The following is a 19,694-nucleotide window of genomic DNA, read 5'->3' on the forward strand; positions in this document are numbered from 1 at the left end:
GGTGTCCGGGGGGACCCCGCCGCCAGGGGTCGTGACGTTCCTTTTCACCGATATCGAGGGTTCGACCCGTCGGTGGGAGTTCGACGCGGACGCGATGCGTGCGGATCTGGCTGCTCACGACGCGGTGTTGCGGGCGGCCATCGAGTCACACGGTGGCTTCCTCTTCAAGCACACCGGCGACGGTGTGTGCGCCGCGTTCGCCTCGCCGCAATCCGCGGTGGATGCTGCGATCGACGCGCAGCGCCTGCTGATGCTGCCGGTGCGGATGGGGCTGGCAACGGGTGAGGCCGAGGAGCGGGACGGCGATTACTTCGGCATCGCACTCAACCGGGCGTCCCGGGTGATGGCCGCCGGTCACGGGGGACAGGTACTACTGGCCGACTCGACCGCGGCGTTGCTCTCGGGTGTGGAGTCGGTGGATCTCGGCCCGCACCGATTGCGCGATGTGGCGCAACCGATCACGCTGTATCAGCTGTCTGCGCCCGGCCTGCGGACGGACTTCCCGCCGCTGCGGACACTCGAGATCAGATCGGGGAATCTGCGGGTGGCGGCCACGAGTCTGATCGGGCGTGCAGGCGAAGTGAGCGACATCGTGTCCGCGGTGCGCACGCACCGGTTGTTGACGCTGACAGGTGTCGGCGGCATCGGGAAGACCCGGCTGGCGATCGAGGTCGCGACAGCCCTCGCCGACGAATATGCGGACGGGATATGGCTTCTCGAGTTGGCGGCGGTGACGGACCCCGCGTCGGTGCCGGACGCGGTCGCCGCGGTGCTGGGCATCACCCAGCAGCCGGGGAAGACGGTGAGCGAATCGGTGGCCACCGCTCTGGACGGCAGGAAACGGCTGCTGGTGTTCGACAACTGCGAGCACGTCGTGGACGCCGCGGCCGAGCTCGTCGCGGCGATTCTCGCGCGGTCGGCGACCGTGGGCATCCTCGCCACCAGCCGCGAGGGGCTGGGTCTGGCCGACGAACGACTCAGGCGCGTCCAGTCGTTGGATGTCGACGCCGCGGTGAGGCTGTTCACGGAGCGCGCGGAGAGCATCTGCGCCAACGAGCTCCCGGCGGTGCGGGACGTCTGCCTGCGGCTCGACGGCATCCCGTTGGCGATCGAGTTGGCGGCCTCCCGGATGACGTCCATGTCGGTGAGCGAGGTGCGGGACCGGCTCGATCACCGCTTCAAGCTGCTGGTCGGCTCCAGGAGGGGGGTGGAGCGTCATCAGACGCTGAGGCACGCGGTCGCCTGGTCGTTCGGACTCCTCGACGAACCGGAGAAACTGCTGCTCGAGCGGTGCTCGGTGTTCGCGGGTGGGTTTGATCTCCAGAGTGCCTGCGCGGTAGGCGGTCTCGGTGGGGACGAGTATGCGACGCTCGATCTGCTCGACGCGTTGGTGAGGAAGTCGCTGCTGGTCGTCGCGAAGTCGTCGACGGCCCGCACCCGGTACTCGATGCTGGAGACGATTCGCCAGTACGCCGAGGACGAATTGGTGGCGCGGGGATCGGCGGACGAAGTGCGCCAGGCGCATGGCCGCTACTTCGCGAGCCGCGAGACCGAGCTGCTCGACCTGTGGGACAGCCCGCGGCAACGTGAGGCCTACGCGTGGATGCTCGACGAGTTGCCGAACCTGCGGACGGCGTTCCGGACGGCGGCCGACAACGACGACCTCGACACCACCGCGGCGATCATCGCGCTGGCGGGCTTTCTCGGGCTCTGGGTGGAGATCTACGAGCCTGCCGCCTGGGCCGAGGAGATCATCGGCGCGGCGGAGAGTGTGCACCATCCGCGGCTCGCGGAGCTGTATCTGGTCGCGACGATGTGTCAGTTCGCCGGACGCGTCGAGGACGGTATCCGCTACATCGAAGCCAGCCATTCCGCGATGCCCGAGGACGGCGACCGGATGGCGCTGAGCCTCATGCCTCTGCTGGATTCGATATACCTGGCCATCGGACGGCCCGACCTGTGGGCCGAGCGATGTCGTGCCAGGCTCGCGTCCAGCCGTGACACCCTGACCTTCGTCAGAGCCAACCTGGTGATGGCGCTGATGGCAATGGAGGAGCATGCCGAAGCGATTGCGATGGCCGACGGTCTGATCGAGGCCGCGGATGCTGCGGACAACCCGGCCGCGCTGTCCTTCGCGTTGCTTGCTTATGGCACCGCGCTTCGCGACGCCGAGCCCGCGATCTCGCTCACTGCGGTGCGGCGCGGATTGCAGGTAGCTCAGGACAACCGGATCAGGGCCGTCGAATCCGTTCTGGCCATGAGCATGTGCAAGTATGAGGCCGACAGCGGCGATCCCGTCGCGGCCCTCGACAGCGCGCACATCGCGATTCGCAACTACCACGATTCGGGCAACCTCAGCGTGGTCGGTGTCCCGTTGGCGAATCTCGCCTACCTGCTCGACCGTCTGGGGCGCCACGAACCGGCGGCGACGATCCTCGGCTACGCCTACACGCCGATGGCGGTCGTCACGATTCCCGGCCTGGACGACACGATCACCCACCTTCGCGGTGTTCTGGGCGATGCGACGTATGAAGCGTTGTCCCGTGACGGCGAGGCGATGACGATGGCCACCATCACGGCATTCGCGTACGAGCAGATCGACCACGCCCGTGCACAACTCGCGCAGACCCGCTGAACCCGCGGCTAGCAAGCTCCGTTTCAGAACGGTGGGTCGTCGGGTTGTGGTGGTGGGTCGGGCGGGGGTTGCCAGTCCGGTGGCAGCACTTCGGATTCGTAGGGTTCGTTGACCCAGCGCATGAACGGGCTCTTGGTGGGTCGGCCGCCTTTGAACAGCATGAGCATGGTGCGGTGGCGGTTGCGGTCTTTGCGGGCCTCGATCTCGCGGCGGCGGGCGCGTTCCAGGGTGCGGTGAGCCTCGTTGAGCGGGCGCAGGGCGCGGTTCTTGGCGCGGCGCCGCTCGACACGACTCGCGCGTCGGCGGGTGGGGTTGCAGCGCGTCGGCCGCGGCGGCGCACACGGACGACCCGCCAGTGCCGGGAAGAGTTCGACACCGCCGGGCACGGTGCACACCTGTCGCCCGTCGGGCGTCGTCCACACCACCGTGCCATCGGCAAGTTGCAGGTCACGCCAGCCCTGCACGAACGTCTTAGCCCGATGGTGTTGGCGACACAGGCATTTCAGGTTCTCGGGCACCGTCTTACCGCCGGCCCGCGGGTCGACGTGGTTGAACGCGACGGTGTGGTCGAGGTCGCAGCCTCGGGCGGGCCGATCACACCCGGGGAAGCGACACGTCAGATCCCGCATCCGCACGAACCGTTCCACCGCCGCCGTCGGCTGATACCGCAACCCCTGCTCAGCGGTGACGACCGGCGAGTACAGCGCCCGCAGCGTCGCTCCCTGAGCCAGCTCGCGCACCAGGTCGGCGTCGATCACCCCGAAACCCTCCAGATAACCGGGCCGATTGCCGGTACCCAGCACCGTGGACTGATCGGCGATCACATTGATCACGAACTTGGTGCCCGACGGCGCCGGCGCAGGCGCCGGGGGGTGCCGCGGGCGGCTCGACATCACCGACCTCACCCGTGTTGTCGGCGGTGGGTGTCTCCGGCCGGGCGGCGCACGCCTCGCATCGGCAGGCCAGTGGTTGTCCCTGTGCCATCGCGGCCACTGCGTCGGCGCGGCGCTGAGCGAGGGTCCGCGGATCTGACGGGCACACCCCGGTCGCGAGCGCGCCCAACGTGCGGTCGAAGATCACCGCAGTCTCGGCGTCCACCACCCCGTCGACCTTGGCCGTCCCGTCACCGACGGGAATGACATCCATGTGCCGGTGGTCTTCGGCGCGTTCACGTTCCTTGACCGCGTCGCGATCCAGGGTGCGCACCGCGGCGTCCACCGCATCGATCACCCGTTTACGCGACCAGGACTGCCACCGCGGAATCCGTTCGGCCAACTGGGAGTCGAGGGCGGCGATGATGGTGCGGTCACTGACCAACTCGCTGCGCGACAGGATGATCTGCACCGTCCGCCAGTCGATGTCACCACGGGCGAGGACCGCGGCCACCTTCGGCAACCGGCTGTCCAACGCATCGGCTTGGGCGACCAGCACGCTGGCCGCGGCCGCTGTGAGGTTCATCGCCGCCGCCACCTCCGCGCTGGTGCGTTGCAACCCGGTGACGATCATGTAGCCACAGTCGGGGTCTTCTGCCTTGGCCTCCCAGGTGCGCCGGCCCAGCAGTTCGGCGATCGCCGCCAACCGCCGCCCGACCAGCCTCGACTCCTCCCGATAGGTGTCGGTGATCGCTGCGACCACCTCACCCGTCGACACCGACTCGAACATGTGTTCGAGTATATTCGTGGCCACTGACATCGACACCCCTGCCGACGAATCTGTGGACAGACCGCGTTGCGGCAGTTCGTTACCGTGGCGGCATGGGCATCTTGCGGGTCGGCGTGGCCTTTCCCGATCCTCCGTTCAACGGCATGCCCGGTGACGGCGGTCATCCGGCGGGCCTCGACATCGATCTGATGACCGCGGTCGCCGAGCGCCTCGGCGACACGGTCGAGTTCGTCGGCTACGACGGCGCCGACTTCGACGGCATCTTCGACGGGCTCGGCGGAGAGTACGACTGCGTCGCCGCGGGCACGACGGTCACACCGGCTCGCGAGGCCAGGGCCGCCTTCGCGCCGCCCTACCTGATCAGTGGGCAGGCCCTCGCGGTCGACACCTCACGGCTGCCCCGGGTGCGTTCCGTCGACGACCTCGCCGGCCTGACCATCGGCGTCCAGCACGGCAACACCAGCGAGCCGATCGCCCAGCGCCTCGTCGACGAGGGTCACGCCGCCGCAGTGAAGCGCTATGAATACGGCGACATCAAGGCAGCACTGGAAGACCTGACGACCGGCGGCTGCGACGCCTTCATGAAGCTCGCCCCCGTGCTCACCGAACTGGTCAAGGACGTCCGCGGCGTCGAGATCGTCCAGAAGGGGCTGTCCACCGAGGACATAGCGATCGCCGTCGCCGCCGGTGACCAGCGGCTCCTCGGCAGGATCACCGTCGCGCAGGCCGAACTCGAGGCCGACGGCACCCTGCAGGGAATCCGCCGCAAATGGCTCGGCAATCCCTACGCCGACCAGCGCCTGGCGCTGCACTGACCAGCCCGCGCGGCCCATCGGCCGCCCCATTAGGCTGGCCTTCGAGTACCACACCAGAGGCGATCAAGAGGAGAACCACGTGACCATCCGGGTAGGCGTCAACGGCTTCGGCCGCATCGGGCGAAACTTCTTCCGCGCGCTGGACGCCCAGAAGCACGAGGGCAAGAACACCGACATCGAGATCGTGGCCGTCAACGACCTCACTGACAACGCCACGCTCGCGCACCTGCTGAAGTTCGATTCGATCCTCGGCCGGCTGCCCTACGACGTCGAGGTCGACGGCGAAGAGATCATCGTCGGCGGACACAAGCTCAAGGGTCTGTCCATCAAGGAGGGCCCGTCGGCGCTGCCGTGGGGCGACCTCGGTGTCGACGTCGTCGTCGAGTCCACCGGCATCTTCACCAAGCGTGACAAGGCCCAGGGCCACCTCGATGCGGGCGCCAAGAAGGTCATCATCTCGGCGCCGGCCAGCGACGAGGACATCACCATCGTTCTCGGCGTCAACGACGACAAGTACGACGGCAGCCAGAACATCATCTCCAACGCGTCGTGCACCACGAACTGCCTCGGCCCGCTGGCCAAGGTCCTCAACGACGAGTTCGGCATCGTCAAGGGCCTGATGACGACGATCCACGCCTACACCCAGGACCAGAATCTGCAGGACGGCCCGCACAAGGACCTGCGCCGGGCCCGCGCCGCCGCCATCAACATCGTGCCCACCTCGACCGGCGCCGCGAAGGCGATCGGTCTGGTGCTGCCCGAGCTCAAGGGCAAGCTCGACGGCTACGCCCTGCGCGTGCCGATCCCCACCGGCTCGGTCACCGACCTCACCGCGGAGCTGAGCAAGCCGGGCACCGTCGACGAGATCAACGCCGCGTTCAAGGCCGCCGCCGACGGACCGCTCAAGGGCATCCTGAAGTACTACGACGCGCCGATCGTCTCCAGCGACATCGTCACCGACCCGCACAGCTCGCTGTTCGACTCGGGCCTGACCAAGGTCATCGACAACCAGGCGAAGGTCGTGTCCTGGTACGACAACGAGTGGGGCTACTCCAACCGCCTCGTCGATCTGGTCGCGCTCGTCGGCAAGTCGCTCTAGTCGCGATGGCCGTCAGAACGCTCGACGATCTGCTGAACGACGGCGTCGAGGGTCGGGGCGTCCTGGTGCGCTCCGACCTCAACGTCCCGCTCGACGATGACGGCAACATCACCGACCCGGGCCGCATCACCGCGTCGGTGTCCACGCTCAAGGCGCTGTCCGAAGCGGGCGCCAAGGTCGTCGTCACCGCCCACCTCGGCCGGCCGAAGGACGGGCCGGATCCCAAGTACTCGCTTGCGCCGGTGGCCAAGGCGCTCAGCGAGCAGCTGGGCAGGCACGTCCAGCTGGCCGGCGACGTGGTCGGCTCGGACGCGCTCGCACGGTCCGAGGGACTCACCGACGGCGACGTGCTGCTGCTGGAGAACATCCGCTTCGACAAGCGGGAGACCAGCAAGGACGACGCGGAGCGGGCCAAGCTCGCCAAGGCACTCGTCGAACTGGTCGGCGATGACGGCGCGTTCGTGTCCGACGGCTTCGGCGTGGTGCACCGCAAGCAGGCCTCGGTGTACGACGTCGCGACGCTGCTGCCGCACTACGCGGGCAACCTGGTGGCCACCGAGGTGAAGGTGCTCGAGCAGCTCACCAGTTCCACCGACCGTCCCTACGCGGTGGTGCTCGGCGGGTCGAAGGTTTCGGACAAGCTCGCGGTGATCGAGTCGCTGGCCACCAAGGCCGACAGCCTGGTGATCGGCGGCGGCATGTGCTTCACGTTCCTCGCCTCCCAGGGCGTCAACGTGGGCGACTCGCTGCTCGAGGAGAGCATGATCGACACCTGCCGCAAGCTGCTCGACACCTACGCCGACGTCATCCACCTGCCGGTCGACATCGTCGTCGCGGAGAAGTTCGCTGCCGACTCGCCGGCGGAAACCGTTGCCGCCGACAAGATCCCGGACGGCAAGATGGGCCTGGACATCGGCCCCGAGTCGGTGAAGCGGTTCACCGCGCTGCTGTCGAACGCCAGGACCATCTTCTGGAACGGGCCGATGGGCGTCTTCGAGTTCCCGGCGTTCTCGGCGGGCACAAAGGGCGTCGCCGAAGCGATCATCGGGGCCACCGGCAAGGGCGCGTTCAGCGTCGTCGGCGGCGGTGACAGCGCGGCGGCCGTACGGCAGCTTGGCCTGGCCGAGGACGGGTTCTCCCATATCTCCACGGGCGGCGGCGCGTCGCTGGAGTATCTGGAGGGCAAGACGTTGCCGGGCATCGAAGTTCTGGAGGGTGGTCAGTGAGCCGTAAGCCGCTCATCGCGGGCAACTGGAAGATGAACCTCAATCACTTCGAGGCCATCGCCCTGGTGCAGAAGATCGCGTTCTCGTTGCCCGACAAGTACTTCGACAAGGTCGACGTCACCGTCATACCGCCGTTCACCGACCTGCGCAGCGTGCAGACCCTGGTCGACGGTGACAAGCTGCGCCTCACCTACGGCGCGCAGGACGTCTCTCAGCACGACTCCGGGGCCTACACCGGCGAGATCAGCGGCGCCTTCCTGGCCAAGCTGGGCTGCAGCTTCGCGGTGGTCGGGCATTCCGAGCGGCGCACCTACCACCACGAGGACGACGCGCTGGTCGCGGCGAAGGCGTCGGCGGCGTTTCGGCACGGCATCACCCCGATCATCTGCATCGGCGAGCACCTGGACGTCCGTGAGGCGGGCAACCACGTCGCGCACAACGTCGAACAGCTGCGCGGTTCGCTCGCCGGGCTGACGTCCGAGCAGATCGGACAGGCGGTGATCGCCTACGAACCGGTGTGGGCGATCGGCACCGGCAGGGTGGCCAGTGCCGGCGATGCGCAGGAGGTCTGCAAGGCCATCCGCGACGAACTGGGCAGTCTGTCGTCGCCGCAGGTGGCTGCGGGCGTCCGGGTGCTGTACGGCGGCTCGGTGAACGCCAAGAACGTCGGCGAGATCGTCGGGCAGGCCGACGTGGACGGCGCGCTGGTCGGCGGGGCATCGCTGGACGGCGAGCAGTTCGCCACGCTGTCGGCGATCGCCGCGGGCGGACCGCTGCCCTGACGGGCAATTCGCGACTGACCGGCGGCGACCTGTAGTCTTGCCGCCATGGAAATGGCCCTGCAGATCATCCTGATCGTGACCAGCCTGCTGGTCGTGCTCCTGGTGCTGCTGCATCGCGCCAAGGGCGGCGGACTGTCCACCCTGTTCGGTGGCGGCGTGCAGTCCAGCCTGTCCGGCTCCACCGTCGTCGAGAAGAACCTCGACCGGCTGACGCTCTTCGTCGTCGGCATCTGGCTGGTGTCCATCATCGGCGTCGGCCTGCAGATCAAGTACGCCTAGCTAGCCCACGGCAGGCGCCTGAGCCGGCGGAGCCGCCGGATTCATGACGATCGGCGGCAGCGGGCGCGGGGCCGGCTCCATCGGTGGCACCTGGCCCGGCCCCTGCGGTTGCTGACCCGGCGCATTGGCGGCCGGGGCAACGCACTTGGGGGGTGCCGGCGGATCCCTGTAGTCGGTGGGGATGTACACACCGCCGGACTGACTGCAGCAGTAGCGGATGCCCATGCCCGAACTCGCCATGCAGGAGTCGTAGACGCCGATATCCCACTCGCCGGGTTTTCGCCCGTCGTTGGGTTTGGCGACGCTCACCGGACAGCCGAGTGCGACGGCCAAGATCGCTGCTGCTGAGACGAAGAGCAATCGCCGAACACGTGCGGCAAAGACAGATTTCATGGCGCCGTCCTCATTTAGGAGGTGGCCTCGGCGCCGACCCGGCATCCGACGGAAGGTCGCCCAACTTGCTTGAATGGTCCCGCCAGCATGCGCCGAGTACCGGGTGCCGTCAATGCCCGCGATGGTCGCCCTGCGCCCGATCACGCCTGCACCGATACTGGACCGATGAGTGAGTCCGACACCGCGCTCGCCCCGATCGGGTCCGTGCGGCGCACCCAGGGTGGCCGCGAAGCCACCGAACCGATGCGCGAGGACATCCGGCTGCTCGGCACGCTGCTGGGCGACACGGTGCGTGAGCAGAACGGCGAGGACGTCTTCGACCTCGTCGAGCGCGCCCGTGTCGGCTCGTTCCGGGTCCGCCGCTCCGAGATCGACCGAGCGGAGCTGGCCGGCCTGTTCGACGGCATCGACGTGCGCCGGGCGATCCCCGTCATCCGCGCCTTCACCCACTTCGCCCTGCTCGCCAACGTGGCCGAGGACATCCACCGCGAGCGCAGGCGCGCGGTCCACGTCGCGGCCGGCGAACCGCCACAGAACAGCAGCCTGGCCGCCACCTACCTCAAACTCGATGCGGCCGAACTGGACTCCGCCACCGTTGCCGACGCGCTGAGCGGCGCCCTCGTCGCCCCGGTGATCACCGCGCATCCGACGGAGACCCGGCGGCGCACGGTGTTCGACACCCAGCACCGCATCACCGAGCTGATGCGGCTTCGCCTGCACGGCCATACCGTCACCGACACCGGCAGGGACGTCGAGCAGGAACTGCGCCGCCACATCCTCACGCTGTGGCAGACCGCGCTCATCCGGTTGTCGCGGCTGAAGATCCAGGACGAGATCGAGACCGGGCTGCGGTACTACGCGTCGGCGTTCTTCGACGTCATCCCGCAGGTCAACGCCGAGGTGCGGACCGCGCTGCAGGCCCGCTGGCCGGACGCGGAGCTGCTCACCGAACCGATCCTGCGGCCAGGTTCGTGGATCGGTGGTGACCGTGACGGCAATCCCAACGTCACCGCCGAGGTGGTCCGGTTGGCGACGTCGAGGGCCGCGTACACCGCGCTGGCGCACTACTTCACCGAACTCACCGCGCTCCAGCAGGAGCTGTCGATGTCGGCCCGGCTGGTCGGGCTCAGCGACGAGCTCGCCGCGCTGGCCGACGCGTGCCACGAGGCCGCCCGCGCCGACGAGCCGTACCGTCGTGCGCTGCGCGTCGTCCACGGCCGGCTGACCGCCACCGCGGCCGACATCCTGGACCGCCAACCCGAACACGAGCTCGATCTCGGCCTGCAGCGCTACGGCACGCCCGCCGAGTTCTCCGCCGACCTCGACGTCATCGACAGCTCGCTGCGGTCGAACGGCTCGGCGGTGCTCGCCGACGACCGGCTGGCCCGGTTGCGAGAAGCGGTGCGCGTCTTCGGGTTTCACCTGTCCGGCCTGGACATGCGGCAGAACTCCGACGTGCACGAGGAGGTGGTGGCCGAGCTGCTGGCCTGGGCGGGAGTGCATCAGGACTACGCGTCGCTCTCGGAGCCGGAGCGCGTCGAGCTGCTCGCCGAAGAGCTCGCCACCCGCAGGCCGCTGACCCGCGACGGAGCCGACCTCTCAGAGCTCGCCCGCAAGGAGCTCGACATCGTGGCGGCGGCCGCGCGAGCGGTGCACGTGTACGGCCCGCAGGCGGTGCCGAACTACATCATCTCGATGTGCCAGTCGGTGTCGGACATGCTGGAGGCCGCGCTGCTGCTCAAAGAGGTGGGCCTGCTGGACGTCTCGGGGCCGCAACCGTACGCGCCCGTGGGCATCGTGCCGCTCTTCGAGACGATCGACGACCTGCAGCGCGGCGCGTCGATCCTGGAGGCGGTCCTCGAGCTGCCGCTGTACCGCGCCGTGGTGACCGCGCGTGACGAGCACCAGGAGGTGATGCTCGGCTACTCCGACTCCAACAAGGACGGCGGATACCTGGCGGCCAACTGGGCGTTGTACCGCGCGGAACTCGACCTGGTGGAGTCGGCACGCAAGACCGGAATCCGGTTGCGGCTCTTCCACGGTCGCGGCGGCACCGTCGGCCGGGGCGGCGGCCCCAGCTACGACGCGATCCTGGCGCAGCCACCGGGGGCGGTCAACGGGTCCCTGCGCATCACCGAACAGGGCGAGGTGATCGCGGCCAAGTACGCCGAACCCCGGATCGCGCACCGCAATCTCGAGACCCTGGTCGCCGCTACTCTGGAGTCCACACTGCTCGACGTCGAGGGGCTCGGCGACGCCGCCGAGCCCGCCTACGACGTGCTCGACGACCTGGCCGCCCGCGCACAACGGGCCTACTCCGAACTGGTGCACGAGACACCGGGATTCGTCGACTACTTCAAGGCGTCCACCCCGGTGAGCGAGATCGGGGCGCTCAACATCGGCAGCAGACCCGCATCCCGCAAGCCGACCACCTCCATCTCCGACCTGCGCGCCATCCCGTGGGTGCTGGCGTGGAGCCAGTCCCGGGTCATGCTGCCCGGCTGGTACGGCACCGGATCGGCATTCGAGCAGTTCATCACCGAGGACCCGGAGCACGAACAGGACCGGCTCGGCGTGCTGCAGGACCTCTACCGGCGATGGCCGTTCTTTTCCACGGTGCTGTCGAACATGGCGCAGGTGCTGGCCAAGGCGGATCTCGGCCTCGCAGCACGGTATTCGGAGCTGGTGGAGGACACCGAGCTGCGGGCCCGGGTGTTCGACAAGATCGTCGCCGAGCACGATCGCACCATTCGGATGCTCGGGCTGATCACCGGACACGACGATCTGCTCGCCGACAACCCGGCGCTGGCCCGCTCGGTGTTCAACCGGTTCCCGTACCTGGAGCCGCTGAATCACCTGCAGGTGGAGCTGTTGCGGCGGTACCGGTCCGGAGACGACGACGAACTCGTGCAGCGCGGCATCCTGCTGACGATGAGCGGTCTGGCCACCGCGCTGCGCAACAGCGGTTGACGGCGGCCGATCTTCCGCGCCGCCGCGTCAGTGGTCGCCGGCGGCGAGCCTGATCGGCTCGCCGTGCGGGGTGCGCTGAGCCGCCCGCTGCCACGCCGCGCGGCGGGTGACCAGCGCCTCGCCCGACGCCAACCGCTTGTCGACGACGACGCGTTCGAGGGCCGCGAGCCAGTGCCTGCGGTAGGACGCCGCCGTTTCGTCGGCGTCCCCGCCGCGGCGGATCTCCCGACCCAGGGCCTGCGCCCATTCCTCGCGCGTCAGCACGCCGCCCTCCTGCAGTGCCTTGACCATGGCGAAGGCGCGTGCCTCCCAGGGGTCCGAGAAGGCCTGCGGCGACGGGTGCGGATCGTCGGCCACGTCAGACCTCCTCCAGATACGGTTCGAACGCGTCGACCGACACCGCGGTACCCGGTTCGGCGTCGTCACCCCACAGGTCCCGGCCCTCGAACCGGACGGTGTACAGCCACTGCGGGTCCTCGCCGTCGCCGCGAACCACGCTGTCGGGGAACACATTCGGCTGGTGAATGCGTTCGACGACCCCGACGTGCCCTCTGACGTAGCGGGGCAACCGCGTGTGCGACCGGGGATGGATGTTGCGGGCACGGACCCGATCGCCCGGCGCGAAGCGCGGGTCCCGCGTCGCCGGCCGCACGTAGTTCCCCCGCTTCAGCACGCGGGCGACGTCGTCGACGGTGAATGTCGTGGCATCGGTCGCCGCGGCGGCGCGCCGGCCGTCGACCTCGTCGGGGTCCACCAGGCCGTAGGCCATCGCGACGTCCACGAGCCGCAGAAACCAGCGCTCGTAGTAGGAGCTGTCGTGATAGACCCGCGGCGGCAGCGTCTCGATGCCGAATCGCCCGACGTCGATGTTCCACACGCCGCGGGCTCCCATGGCCATGCTCATCGCGAAGACCCGGCCCTGCCACTCGTGGGTGAACACCGGGCCCGGCGGTTCGGGCCGCACGGCCCCGAAGCCGTCCATGCCGCCCATGTCGTGCACGCCGTCCATCAGGGCGCCTCGCCGGGAGCGGCAGGCAGACCCGTGCCGATCATGGCGTCCCGGCCGACGAGTGCGGCCAGCTTCTCCTCGGGCCAGCCGTCGGTGCCGCCGGGCCGCATCGGCAGCACGATGTAGCGGGTCTCGGCCGTCGAATCCCACACCCGCACAACGGTTTCCGGCGGCAGCGTCACGCCGAAGTCGGCCAGCACCGCCCGCGGCTCCTTGACCGCGCGGGACCGGTACGCGCTCGACTTGTACCAGGTGGGCGGTAGGCCCAGCACGTCCCAGGGATAGCAGGAGCACAGCGTGCACACCACCATGTTGTGCACCTGTGCGGAGTTCTCGACCGCGATCAGCTGACCGCCGACCCTGCCGCCGTGGGCGTAGGGGGCGATCGCCGCGGAGGCGTCGTCGAGGAGTGCCTGCCGGTAGTCGGGATCGACCCACGCCCGGGCGACCGCCCGCGCGCCGATGTGCGGGCCGATGGCCGTTTCATGGGCTTCGACGATTCGGTCGAGCGCCGCTTCCTCGACGTAACCCTTCTCGACGAGGATCGATTCGAGTGCGCGCACGCGCACCTCGATCTCCGGTAGTGACCCGTGGTGGTCCGGGCCGTCTCCGCTCATGGCGCAACAGTAACCTCGGTAGCCCGCCCGGCGGGTTCGATCCGCACGTAGTTTGCCGGGCACGGTTCGGCGGCCCGGGCGACACCGCCGATCTGCGCCGGGACCGGCCGCGGATGCCCACTCCACCGCGGGGTCAGATCGAACTCGGTGAGCAACCGGGTCGCGGCCGTCGTCATCGCCGCCAGTGAGAACGACTGTGCCGGGCAGGTGTGCCTACCGTGCCCGAAGGCCGTGACGAGGACCGGGGCGGCGAGGCCGGCGTGCGCCGCCAGCCGGTGGCCGGTCCAGCGATCGGGGTCCCAGCGCTGCAGACCCGGCGCCGCAGACGTGTTGAGCAGCGGCAGCAGTGTGGCGATGGTCCAGCCGGGCGGCACCCGGTAGGTGACCTCACCAGTGGCCAGATCGACGGGCGCCAGCACCGTGCGCGACATGATCGACCGCTGCGCCATCCGGGTGCTCTCCAGCGCGGCCCGCCGCGCCAGATCCTGATCGCCGGCCCGCACCCGGGCCGCCTCGGCCGGATGGGCGAGCAGGTCCACCAGTGTCCAGCCCAGCGCCGCGGCCAGATTCGACATCGATGCGATGTGGATCAGCGCGACGTCGTAGGCGATTCCGCGCGAGGCGATCCCGGGTTCCTCGCCGGCCCATTCGGCGGCGATCCGGCCGAACAGCCCGTGCTCCTCGACCCGAACCCGCGCCGCGACGACGTCGACGATGTCGGCCAGCGCGGCCCGCTCCGCCGCGCCGCCCGACGCGGCCACCGCGGCCATCCGGTCCGGGTGCACGAAGGCCTCGGCGCCGTCCAGCGTGTCGAACGCCCGCACCAGTCGTTCGAATGTCGGCCCGTCGGCCGCACCCGGCCCGGCCCACGACGCCAGACCCATCCGGTGTGCGAGTCGCCTGGCGAGGCCGAACAAATCGACCGATCCGGCGGTGCCGAGTTCGGCGACGGTGAGGTCCAGCGCTTCTCCCAGATTCTCCAGGTACGAGGCCACGTCGTCGCGGCGGAACAGTGCGCCGGGGAGCGTCCGGCGGCCCTCGAAGATCTCCGCGGGCAGTTTGCGCCGCAGCATCAGGAAGTCGGCCACGCCCTTGCTGGCGCGCTCCTCAGGCAGCCGGTAGAAGGCGTCGACACCGGCGGGGGAGAAGGTGAACAGGTAGCGGTCGGTGCCGCTCTCGACCACGAATTCGTCGCCGTGGCGCTGCCGGGCGGCGGCGATCGCCGCGACCGCGTCCTCGACAGGGACATCCCAGGGCAGTCCCGTTCCCACCGCCGTCGGCGGCGCCGGTTCGGGACCGGCTGTCATCAGCGGACTCGCGCTACAGGCCGGTGCTGCGCCGGACGGCGTTGACGGCGCCGCGGACCACGTCCTCGGTCCTCGCGAGCGGGGAGAACACCGCCTCGCCGAGACCGACGATGCGTTCGACCCGATCGACGATGCCCTCCAACCGGTCGACGACCGCGATCAGGCGCGGCGCCAACTCGTTGATCCGGCTGATCGTCTCGTTGAAGCGTTCCAGGGTGTCGTCGAGATTGGCCGTGGACTTGTTCAGGTCGATCAGCGTCTCGCTCAAGCCGTCCAGGATGGTGTCCACCTGATCGACGGTCACATCGGCGTTCAGTGCGGCCTGGGCGAGCTTGCGGATTCGCTCGGTGCCCTTGCGTGCCGGAACCCTACCGCTCTTGTCCACCATGACGGTCATTATGACCCCCACGCGGAACCGGGGCGGCGAACCCGGCGTCTGACATGCATGCAACGCAGTCCGTGCGAGAACCTACCGAGATCGCCGAGAGGCCCCGACGGCGCCGGGCACAGCGCGGACTACCTGTCCGGATACGCCGACGCGCAGGCCGACACCGGCAGGGACGACTAGAGCTTGCTCGCCGCGTCCTCGTCGAGCAGCCACACGGTGGCGTCGCGTCCCACAGCGCCCGCAGCGGGCACTGCGGTCGGGCTGGCGCCGTTCACCGCGGCCGCGACGGCCTCGGCCTTCTCCGCGCCGGACACCACCAGCCACACCTCGCGCGAACGGGTGATCGCGGGCAGCGTCAGCGTGATGCGCCGGGGCGGCGGCTTGGGGGAGTCGGTCACCCCGACCACCAGGCGGGTGGCCTCGCGTACCGCCGGGGTGTCGGGGAACAGCGAGTTGATGTGTCCCTCCGGCCCCATCCCGAGCAGATGCACGTCGAAAGCCGGTGTCGGCTCGCCGGATTTGGCGTTGGCGGCCAGCACCTGTTCATAGGCCAGCGCGGCGGCGTCGAGGTCGTCGCCGTATTCGCCGTCGAGGGCGGCCATCGCGTGCACGTTGGCGGCCGGGATGTCGACGTGGTCGAGCAGTGCCTCACGCGCCTGCTTGTCGTTGCGCTCGTCGTCGTCGGCGGCGACGTAGCGTTCGTCACCCCAGTAGAGATGCACCTTCGCCCAATCGATGTCGTGCTCACCGACCCTCTTGAGCATCGCCACACCGGTACCGCCACCGGTCAGCACGACCGACGCGACGCCGCGTGCCGCGACCGCGGCGTTGATCGCCTCGGCGAGCCGGTCACCGGCCGCGGCGACCAGTTCGTCCTTGTCCGAGTACCTCTCGACGATGGAGCTCATACGTATTGCACCTTCTCGATACCCTGCAGCGCCTCGAAGTAGATCTCGTCGGCATCGAGGCGACGCATGTCCTCGGCCAGACATTCACGGGTCTCCCTGCGCGCCAACGGAACCAGGGCCTCCGGCTTGGCGGTGCGGGTGATCTTCGCGGTGACACCCTCCTGCGGGCGGCTCAGCGTGATGGTCTCGCTGTCACGGACCAGTTCCACCTTGAGCTCGCCGACGGCGCGCTGCACCGGCCCGTCGATGCGGCTGGCCAGCCAGCCGGCCAGCACGTCGAGCGCGGGCTCGGTCTCCAGGCCGGACACCAGCGCCGAGTTGATCTTCTCGTGCGGCGCCTGGTCCACCGCCGAGGTCAGCAGCGCACGCCAGTAGGTGATCCGGCTCCACGCCAGGTCGGTGTCGCCCGGGGTGTAGCCCTTCAGCCGGCCCTTGATCGAGGCCAGCGGATCGGTGCCGTTGGTGGCGTCGGTGATGCGGCGCAGCGCCAGCTTGCCCAGCGGATCCTGCGCGGGGAACTCGGGTGCCACGTCCGGCCACCAGGTGACGACCGGAGTGTCGGGCAGCAGGAACGGCATCACCACGCTGCTGGCGTGATTGGCCAGCGGGCCGGACAGCTTCAGCACCACGACTTCGTTGGCGCCCGCGTCGCGGCCGACGCGAAGCTGGGCGTCCAGCCGGGCGTTCTCGGCCAGCCGATCACCTGGCGCGACGACGATCACCCGGCAGGGATGTTCGCGACTGGCCGCGTTGGCCGCCTCGATCGACTCCTCGAGCAGCGCGTCCGTCGCCGGGGCGATGACCAGCGTGAGGACGCGGCCCAGGGTGATCGCACCGCCCTCTTCGCGCAGCGCGACGATCTTCTTGTTGATGACATCGGTGGTGCTGTCCGGCAGGTCGACGATCATGGTTAAGGCCTTCTCCATTCGCGGCCGGTGCGGCGCAGCATCTCGAACGCCGAATCCGGCCCCCAGCCACCGGACTCGTACGGGTCCGGCTTGCCGTGCGAGGCCCAGTACTCCAACGCGGGATCCAGGATCTTCCAGGCCAGTTCGACCTCGTGGTTGACCGGGAACAGCGACGGCTCGCCGAGCAGCACGTCGAGGATCAGCCGTTCGTAGGCCTCCGGCGACTCCTCGGCGAACGCCGACCCGTAGGAGAAGTCCATGCTCACGTCGCGGACTTCCATCTGGTTGCCGGGCACCTTCGAGCCGAACCGCAGGGTGATGCCCTCGTCCGGCTGGACGCGGATCACCAGTGCGTTCTGGCCGAGTTCCTCGGTCATGGTGGCGTCGAACGGCAGGTGCGGTGCCCGTTTGAAGACCAGTGCGATCTCGGTGACCCTGCGTCCCAGCCGTTTTCCGGTGCGCAGGTAGAACGGCACACCGGCCCAGCGCCGCGTGTCGACGTCCACGGTGATCGCGGCGAACGTCTCGGTGGTGGAGGTCTTCGAGAAGCCCTCCTCGTCGAGCAGCCCGACCACCTTCTGCCCGCCCTGCCAGCCCGCGGTGTACTGCCCCCGCGAGGTGGTCTCGTCCAGCGGCTCGGCCAGCCGGGTCGCGGACAGCACCTTGATCTTCTCGGCCTGCAGCTCGGCCGGGTTGAAGCTCACCGGCTCCTCCATCGCCGTCAGCGCCAGCAGCTGCAGCAGGTGGTTCTGGATGACGTCACGTGCGGCGCCGACTCCGTCGTAGTAGCCGCCGCGGCCGCCGAGCCCGATGTCCTCGGCCATGGTGATCTGCACGCTGTCCACGTAGTGCGCGTTCCAGACCGGTTCGAACAGCTCGTTGGCGAAGCGCAGCGCGAGGATGTTCTGAACGGTCTCCTTGCCCAGGTAGTGGTCGATGCGGAACACCGACGACTCCGGGAAGACGTTGTTGACGATCGCGTTGAGGTCCTCGGCGCTGCGCAGGTCGTGGCCGAACGGCTTCTCGATCACCACCCGGCTCCAGGAGCCGTCCGTCTTCTTCGCCAGCCCCGTCCGCGACAGCTGTTCGAGCACCTGCGGGAACGCCTTCGGCGGGATGGACAGGTAGAACGCGTGATTCCCGCCGGTCCCACGCTCGGCGTCGAGCTTGTTCAGCGTCTCCGCGAGCTGCTCGAAGGCCTTCTCGTCGTCGAAGGTGCCCTGTACGAACCGGATTCCCTCCGCCAGCCTGTCCCATACCTCCTGCCGGAAGGGGGTGCGGGCGTGCTGCTTGACCGCGTCGTAGACGACGTTGCTGAAATCCTCGTCGGCCCAGTCTCTGCGGGCGAAACCGACCAGCGAGAACGTCGGCGGCAGCAGCCCGCGGTTGGCGAGGTCGTAGATGGCGGGCATCAGCTTCTTGCGCGCCAGATCGCCGGTCACGCCGAAGATCACCACACTGCACGGCCCCGCGATGCGCGGCATCCGTTTGTCGCGCTTGTCCCTGAGCGGATTACGCCACCCGGAGGCGGCGGTGTCGGCAGCGCTCATGGCCGGCGGCCCTAGGACTTCTTCTCGTCGAGCTGACCCTGCGTCGCCTCGAGCAGTTCGTGCCAGGACTTCTCGAACTTCTCCACGCCCTCGTTCTCGAGGACGAGGAACACGTCGGTCAGGTCGACGCCGACGGCCTCGAGCTTGTCGAACACCTGCTGGGCCTCGTCGGCCCTGCCGGTCACCGTGTCACCGGTGATGACGCCGTGGTCGGCCACCGCGTCCATCGTCTTCTCGGGCATGGTGTTCACCGTGTTCGGCGCCACCAGTTCGGTGATGTAGAGCGTGTCGGCGTAGTCGGGGTTCTTCACTCCCGTCGACGCCCACAACGGCCGCTGCACCCGGGCGCCAGCCGCCTTGAGCGCCTCGAAGCGCTCACCGCCGACGAACACCTCCTCGTACGCCGCGTAGGCCAGCCGGGCGTTGGCGACACCGGCCTGGCCGCGCAGCGCCAGCGCCTCCTCCGAACCGATCTTCTCCAGCCGCTTGTCGATCTCCGAGTCCACCCGGGACACGAAGAACGATGCGACGGAATGGATCTTGGAGAGGTCGTGGCCGGCCTCCTTGGCCTTCTCCAGGCCTGCGAGGTAGGCGTCCATCACCGCGCGGTGACGCTCGACCGAGAAGATCAGCGTGACGTTGACCGAGATGCCCTCGGCGATCACCGCGGTGATCGCCGGGATGCCCTCTTCCATCGCCGGGATCTTGATCAACAGGTTAGGCCGGTCGACGATCTTCCACAGCTCGACCGCCTGGGCGATGGTCTTGTCCGCATCGCGGGCCAGTCGCGGGTCGACCTCGATCGACACCCGGCCGTCCACGCCGTCGGACAGCTCGTACTGCTTGGCCAGCACGTCGCAGGCGTTGCGCACGTCGTCCGTGGTGACGGTGCGGATCGTGGCATCCACATCGGCGCCGCGCTCGGCGAGTTCGGCGATCTGCGAGTCGTAGGCGTCGCCCTTGGACAGGGCGGCCTGGAAGATCGACGGGTTCGTGGTCACCCCGACGACACTCTTGGTGTCGATCAGCTCCTGCAGGTTGCCGGACTGCAGGCGCTCGCGGGACAGGTCGTCGAGCCAAACGGACACACCCGCGGCCGCCAGAGCCGCGAGGTTGGGATTCTGCGCCATGGGTGTTGCCTTCCTC

17 protein-coding genes and 1 pseudogene are annotated in these 19,694 nt (G+C 68.9%); 7 read left to right on the top strand and 11 right to left on the bottom strand.

Annotated elements, in window-relative coordinates; all coding sequences use genetic code 11:
* Window position 1: 1 nt before the first annotated feature.
* Window positions 2-2,635 carry an adenylate/guanylate cyclase domain-containing protein gene (locus AB0K11_RS18650; protein ID WP_364979759.1) on the top strand — a complete coding sequence of 878 codons (2,634 nt, stop codon included), beginning with the start codon at window positions 2-4 and terminating at the stop codon, window positions 2,633-2,635.
* A 23-nt stretch (window positions 2,636-2,658) separates the two neighbouring features.
* On the opposite strand, the pseudogene AB0K11_RS18655 reads toward AB0K11_RS18650, so the two are convergent.
* A pseudogene (locus AB0K11_RS18655) lies at window positions 2,659-4,297 on the bottom strand (DUF222 domain-containing protein).
* Window positions 4,298-4,389: 92 nt separating this feature from the next.
* On the opposite strand from AB0K11_RS18655, the gene AB0K11_RS18660 reads away from it, so the two are divergent.
* The 5 genes from AB0K11_RS18660 to secG all read left to right on the top strand — a co-directional run bounded on the left by AB0K11_RS18660 (window position 4,390) and on the right by secG (window position 8,498).
* Window positions 4,390-5,112 carry an ABC transporter substrate-binding protein gene (locus AB0K11_RS18660; RefSeq protein ID WP_364979762.1) on the top strand — a complete coding sequence of 241 codons (723 nt, stop codon included), beginning with the start codon at window positions 4,390-4,392 and terminating at the stop codon, window positions 5,110-5,112.
* Between the two features lie 79 nt (window positions 5,113-5,191).
* Complete coding sequence (gap, locus tag AB0K11_RS18665; RefSeq protein ID WP_364979765.1) at window positions 5,192-6,211, top strand: type I glyceraldehyde-3-phosphate dehydrogenase; 1,020 nt, start codon at window positions 5,192-5,194, stop codon at window positions 6,209-6,211.
* 5 nt (window positions 6,212-6,216) lie between these two features.
* Window positions 6,217-7,437: a phosphoglycerate kinase gene (locus AB0K11_RS18670; RefSeq protein WP_364979768.1), complete on the top strand. Its 1,221-nt coding sequence runs from the start codon at window positions 6,217-6,219 to the stop codon at window positions 7,435-7,437.
* Window positions 7,434-8,219, top strand: a complete 786-nt coding sequence (tpiA, locus tag AB0K11_RS18675; protein ID WP_364979771.1) for a triose-phosphate isomerase — start codon at window positions 7,434-7,436, stop codon at window positions 8,217-8,219. Before AB0K11_RS18670 ends, tpiA begins: the two co-directional genes overlap by 4 nt.
* Before the next feature lie 45 nt (window positions 8,220-8,264).
* A complete protein-coding gene (gene secG, locus AB0K11_RS18680) occupies window positions 8,265-8,498 on the top strand; it encodes a preprotein translocase subunit SecG (protein ID WP_264013812.1) in 234 nt (77 codons plus the stop codon).
* Here the strand turns inward: secG and AB0K11_RS18685 are convergent, their stop codons facing one another.
* Complete coding sequence (locus AB0K11_RS18685; RefSeq protein WP_364979775.1) at window positions 8,499-8,831, bottom strand: hypothetical protein; 333 nt, start codon at window positions 8,829-8,831, stop codon at window positions 8,499-8,501.
* 225 nt (window positions 8,832-9,056) lie between these two features.
* Here AB0K11_RS18685 and ppc point away from each other — a divergent pair, with 225 nt between their 5' ends.
* A complete protein-coding gene (ppc, locus tag AB0K11_RS18690) occupies window positions 9,057-11,861 on the top strand; it encodes a phosphoenolpyruvate carboxylase (protein WP_364979778.1) in 2,805 nt (934 codons plus the stop codon).
* A 27-nt stretch (window positions 11,862-11,888) separates the two neighbouring features.
* On the opposite strand, the gene AB0K11_RS18695 is transcribed toward ppc, so the two are convergent.
* From AB0K11_RS18695 to tal, 9 genes are all read right to left on the bottom strand, one after another.
* On the bottom strand, window positions 11,889-12,218 hold the full coding sequence (locus AB0K11_RS18695) for a nitrile hydratase accessory protein (protein WP_364979780.1): 330 nt from the start codon (window positions 12,216-12,218) through the stop codon (window positions 11,889-11,891).
* 1 nt (window position 12,219) lies between these two features.
* Window positions 12,220-12,870 carry a nitrile hydratase subunit beta gene (gene nthB / locus AB0K11_RS18700; RefSeq protein ID WP_364979783.1) on the bottom strand — a complete coding sequence of 217 codons (651 nt, stop codon included), beginning with the start codon at window positions 12,868-12,870 and terminating at the stop codon, window positions 12,220-12,222.
* Window positions 12,870-13,487, bottom strand: coding sequence for a nitrile hydratase subunit alpha (gene nthA / locus AB0K11_RS18705; protein WP_364979786.1), 618 nt, complete (start codon window positions 13,485-13,487; stop codon window positions 12,870-12,872). Before nthA ends, nthB begins: the two co-directional genes overlap by 1 nt.
* A complete protein-coding gene (locus tag AB0K11_RS18710; RefSeq protein WP_364979789.1) occupies window positions 13,484-14,794 on the bottom strand; it encodes a cytochrome in 1,311 nt (436 codons plus the stop codon). Before AB0K11_RS18710 ends, nthA begins: the two co-directional genes overlap by 4 nt.
* A 13-nt stretch (window positions 14,795-14,807) precedes the next feature.
* Complete coding sequence (locus AB0K11_RS18715) at window positions 14,808-15,182, bottom strand: ATPase (RefSeq protein WP_364979792.1); 375 nt, start codon at window positions 15,180-15,182, stop codon at window positions 14,808-14,810.
* A gap of 176 nt (window positions 15,183-15,358) precedes the next feature.
* Entirely contained in the window at window positions 15,359-16,090 is a 732-nt protein-coding gene (gene pgl / locus AB0K11_RS18720; protein ID WP_364979795.1) for a 6-phosphogluconolactonase, read from the bottom strand.
* Complete coding sequence (gene opcA / locus AB0K11_RS18725) at window positions 16,087-16,998, bottom strand: glucose-6-phosphate dehydrogenase assembly protein OpcA (protein WP_364979798.1); 912 nt, start codon at window positions 16,996-16,998, stop codon at window positions 16,087-16,089. Before opcA ends, pgl begins: the two co-directional genes overlap by 4 nt.
* A gap of 2 nt (window positions 16,999-17,000) precedes the next feature.
* A complete protein-coding gene (gene zwf / locus AB0K11_RS18730; protein WP_364979801.1) occupies window positions 17,001-18,548 on the bottom strand; it encodes a glucose-6-phosphate dehydrogenase in 1,548 nt (515 codons plus the stop codon).
* An 11-nt stretch (window positions 18,549-18,559) separates the two neighbouring features.
* Entirely contained in the window at window positions 18,560-19,678 is a 1,119-nt protein-coding gene (gene tal, locus AB0K11_RS18735) for a transaldolase (RefSeq protein ID WP_364979804.1), read from the bottom strand.
* Window positions 19,679-19,694: the final 16 nt, after the last annotated feature.

Origin of the sequence: Mycobacterium sp. NPDC050551 (assembly GCF_040674075.1) — a bacterium.
Taxonomy (GTDB): domain Bacteria; phylum Actinomycetota; class Actinomycetes; order Mycobacteriales; family Mycobacteriaceae; genus Mycobacterium.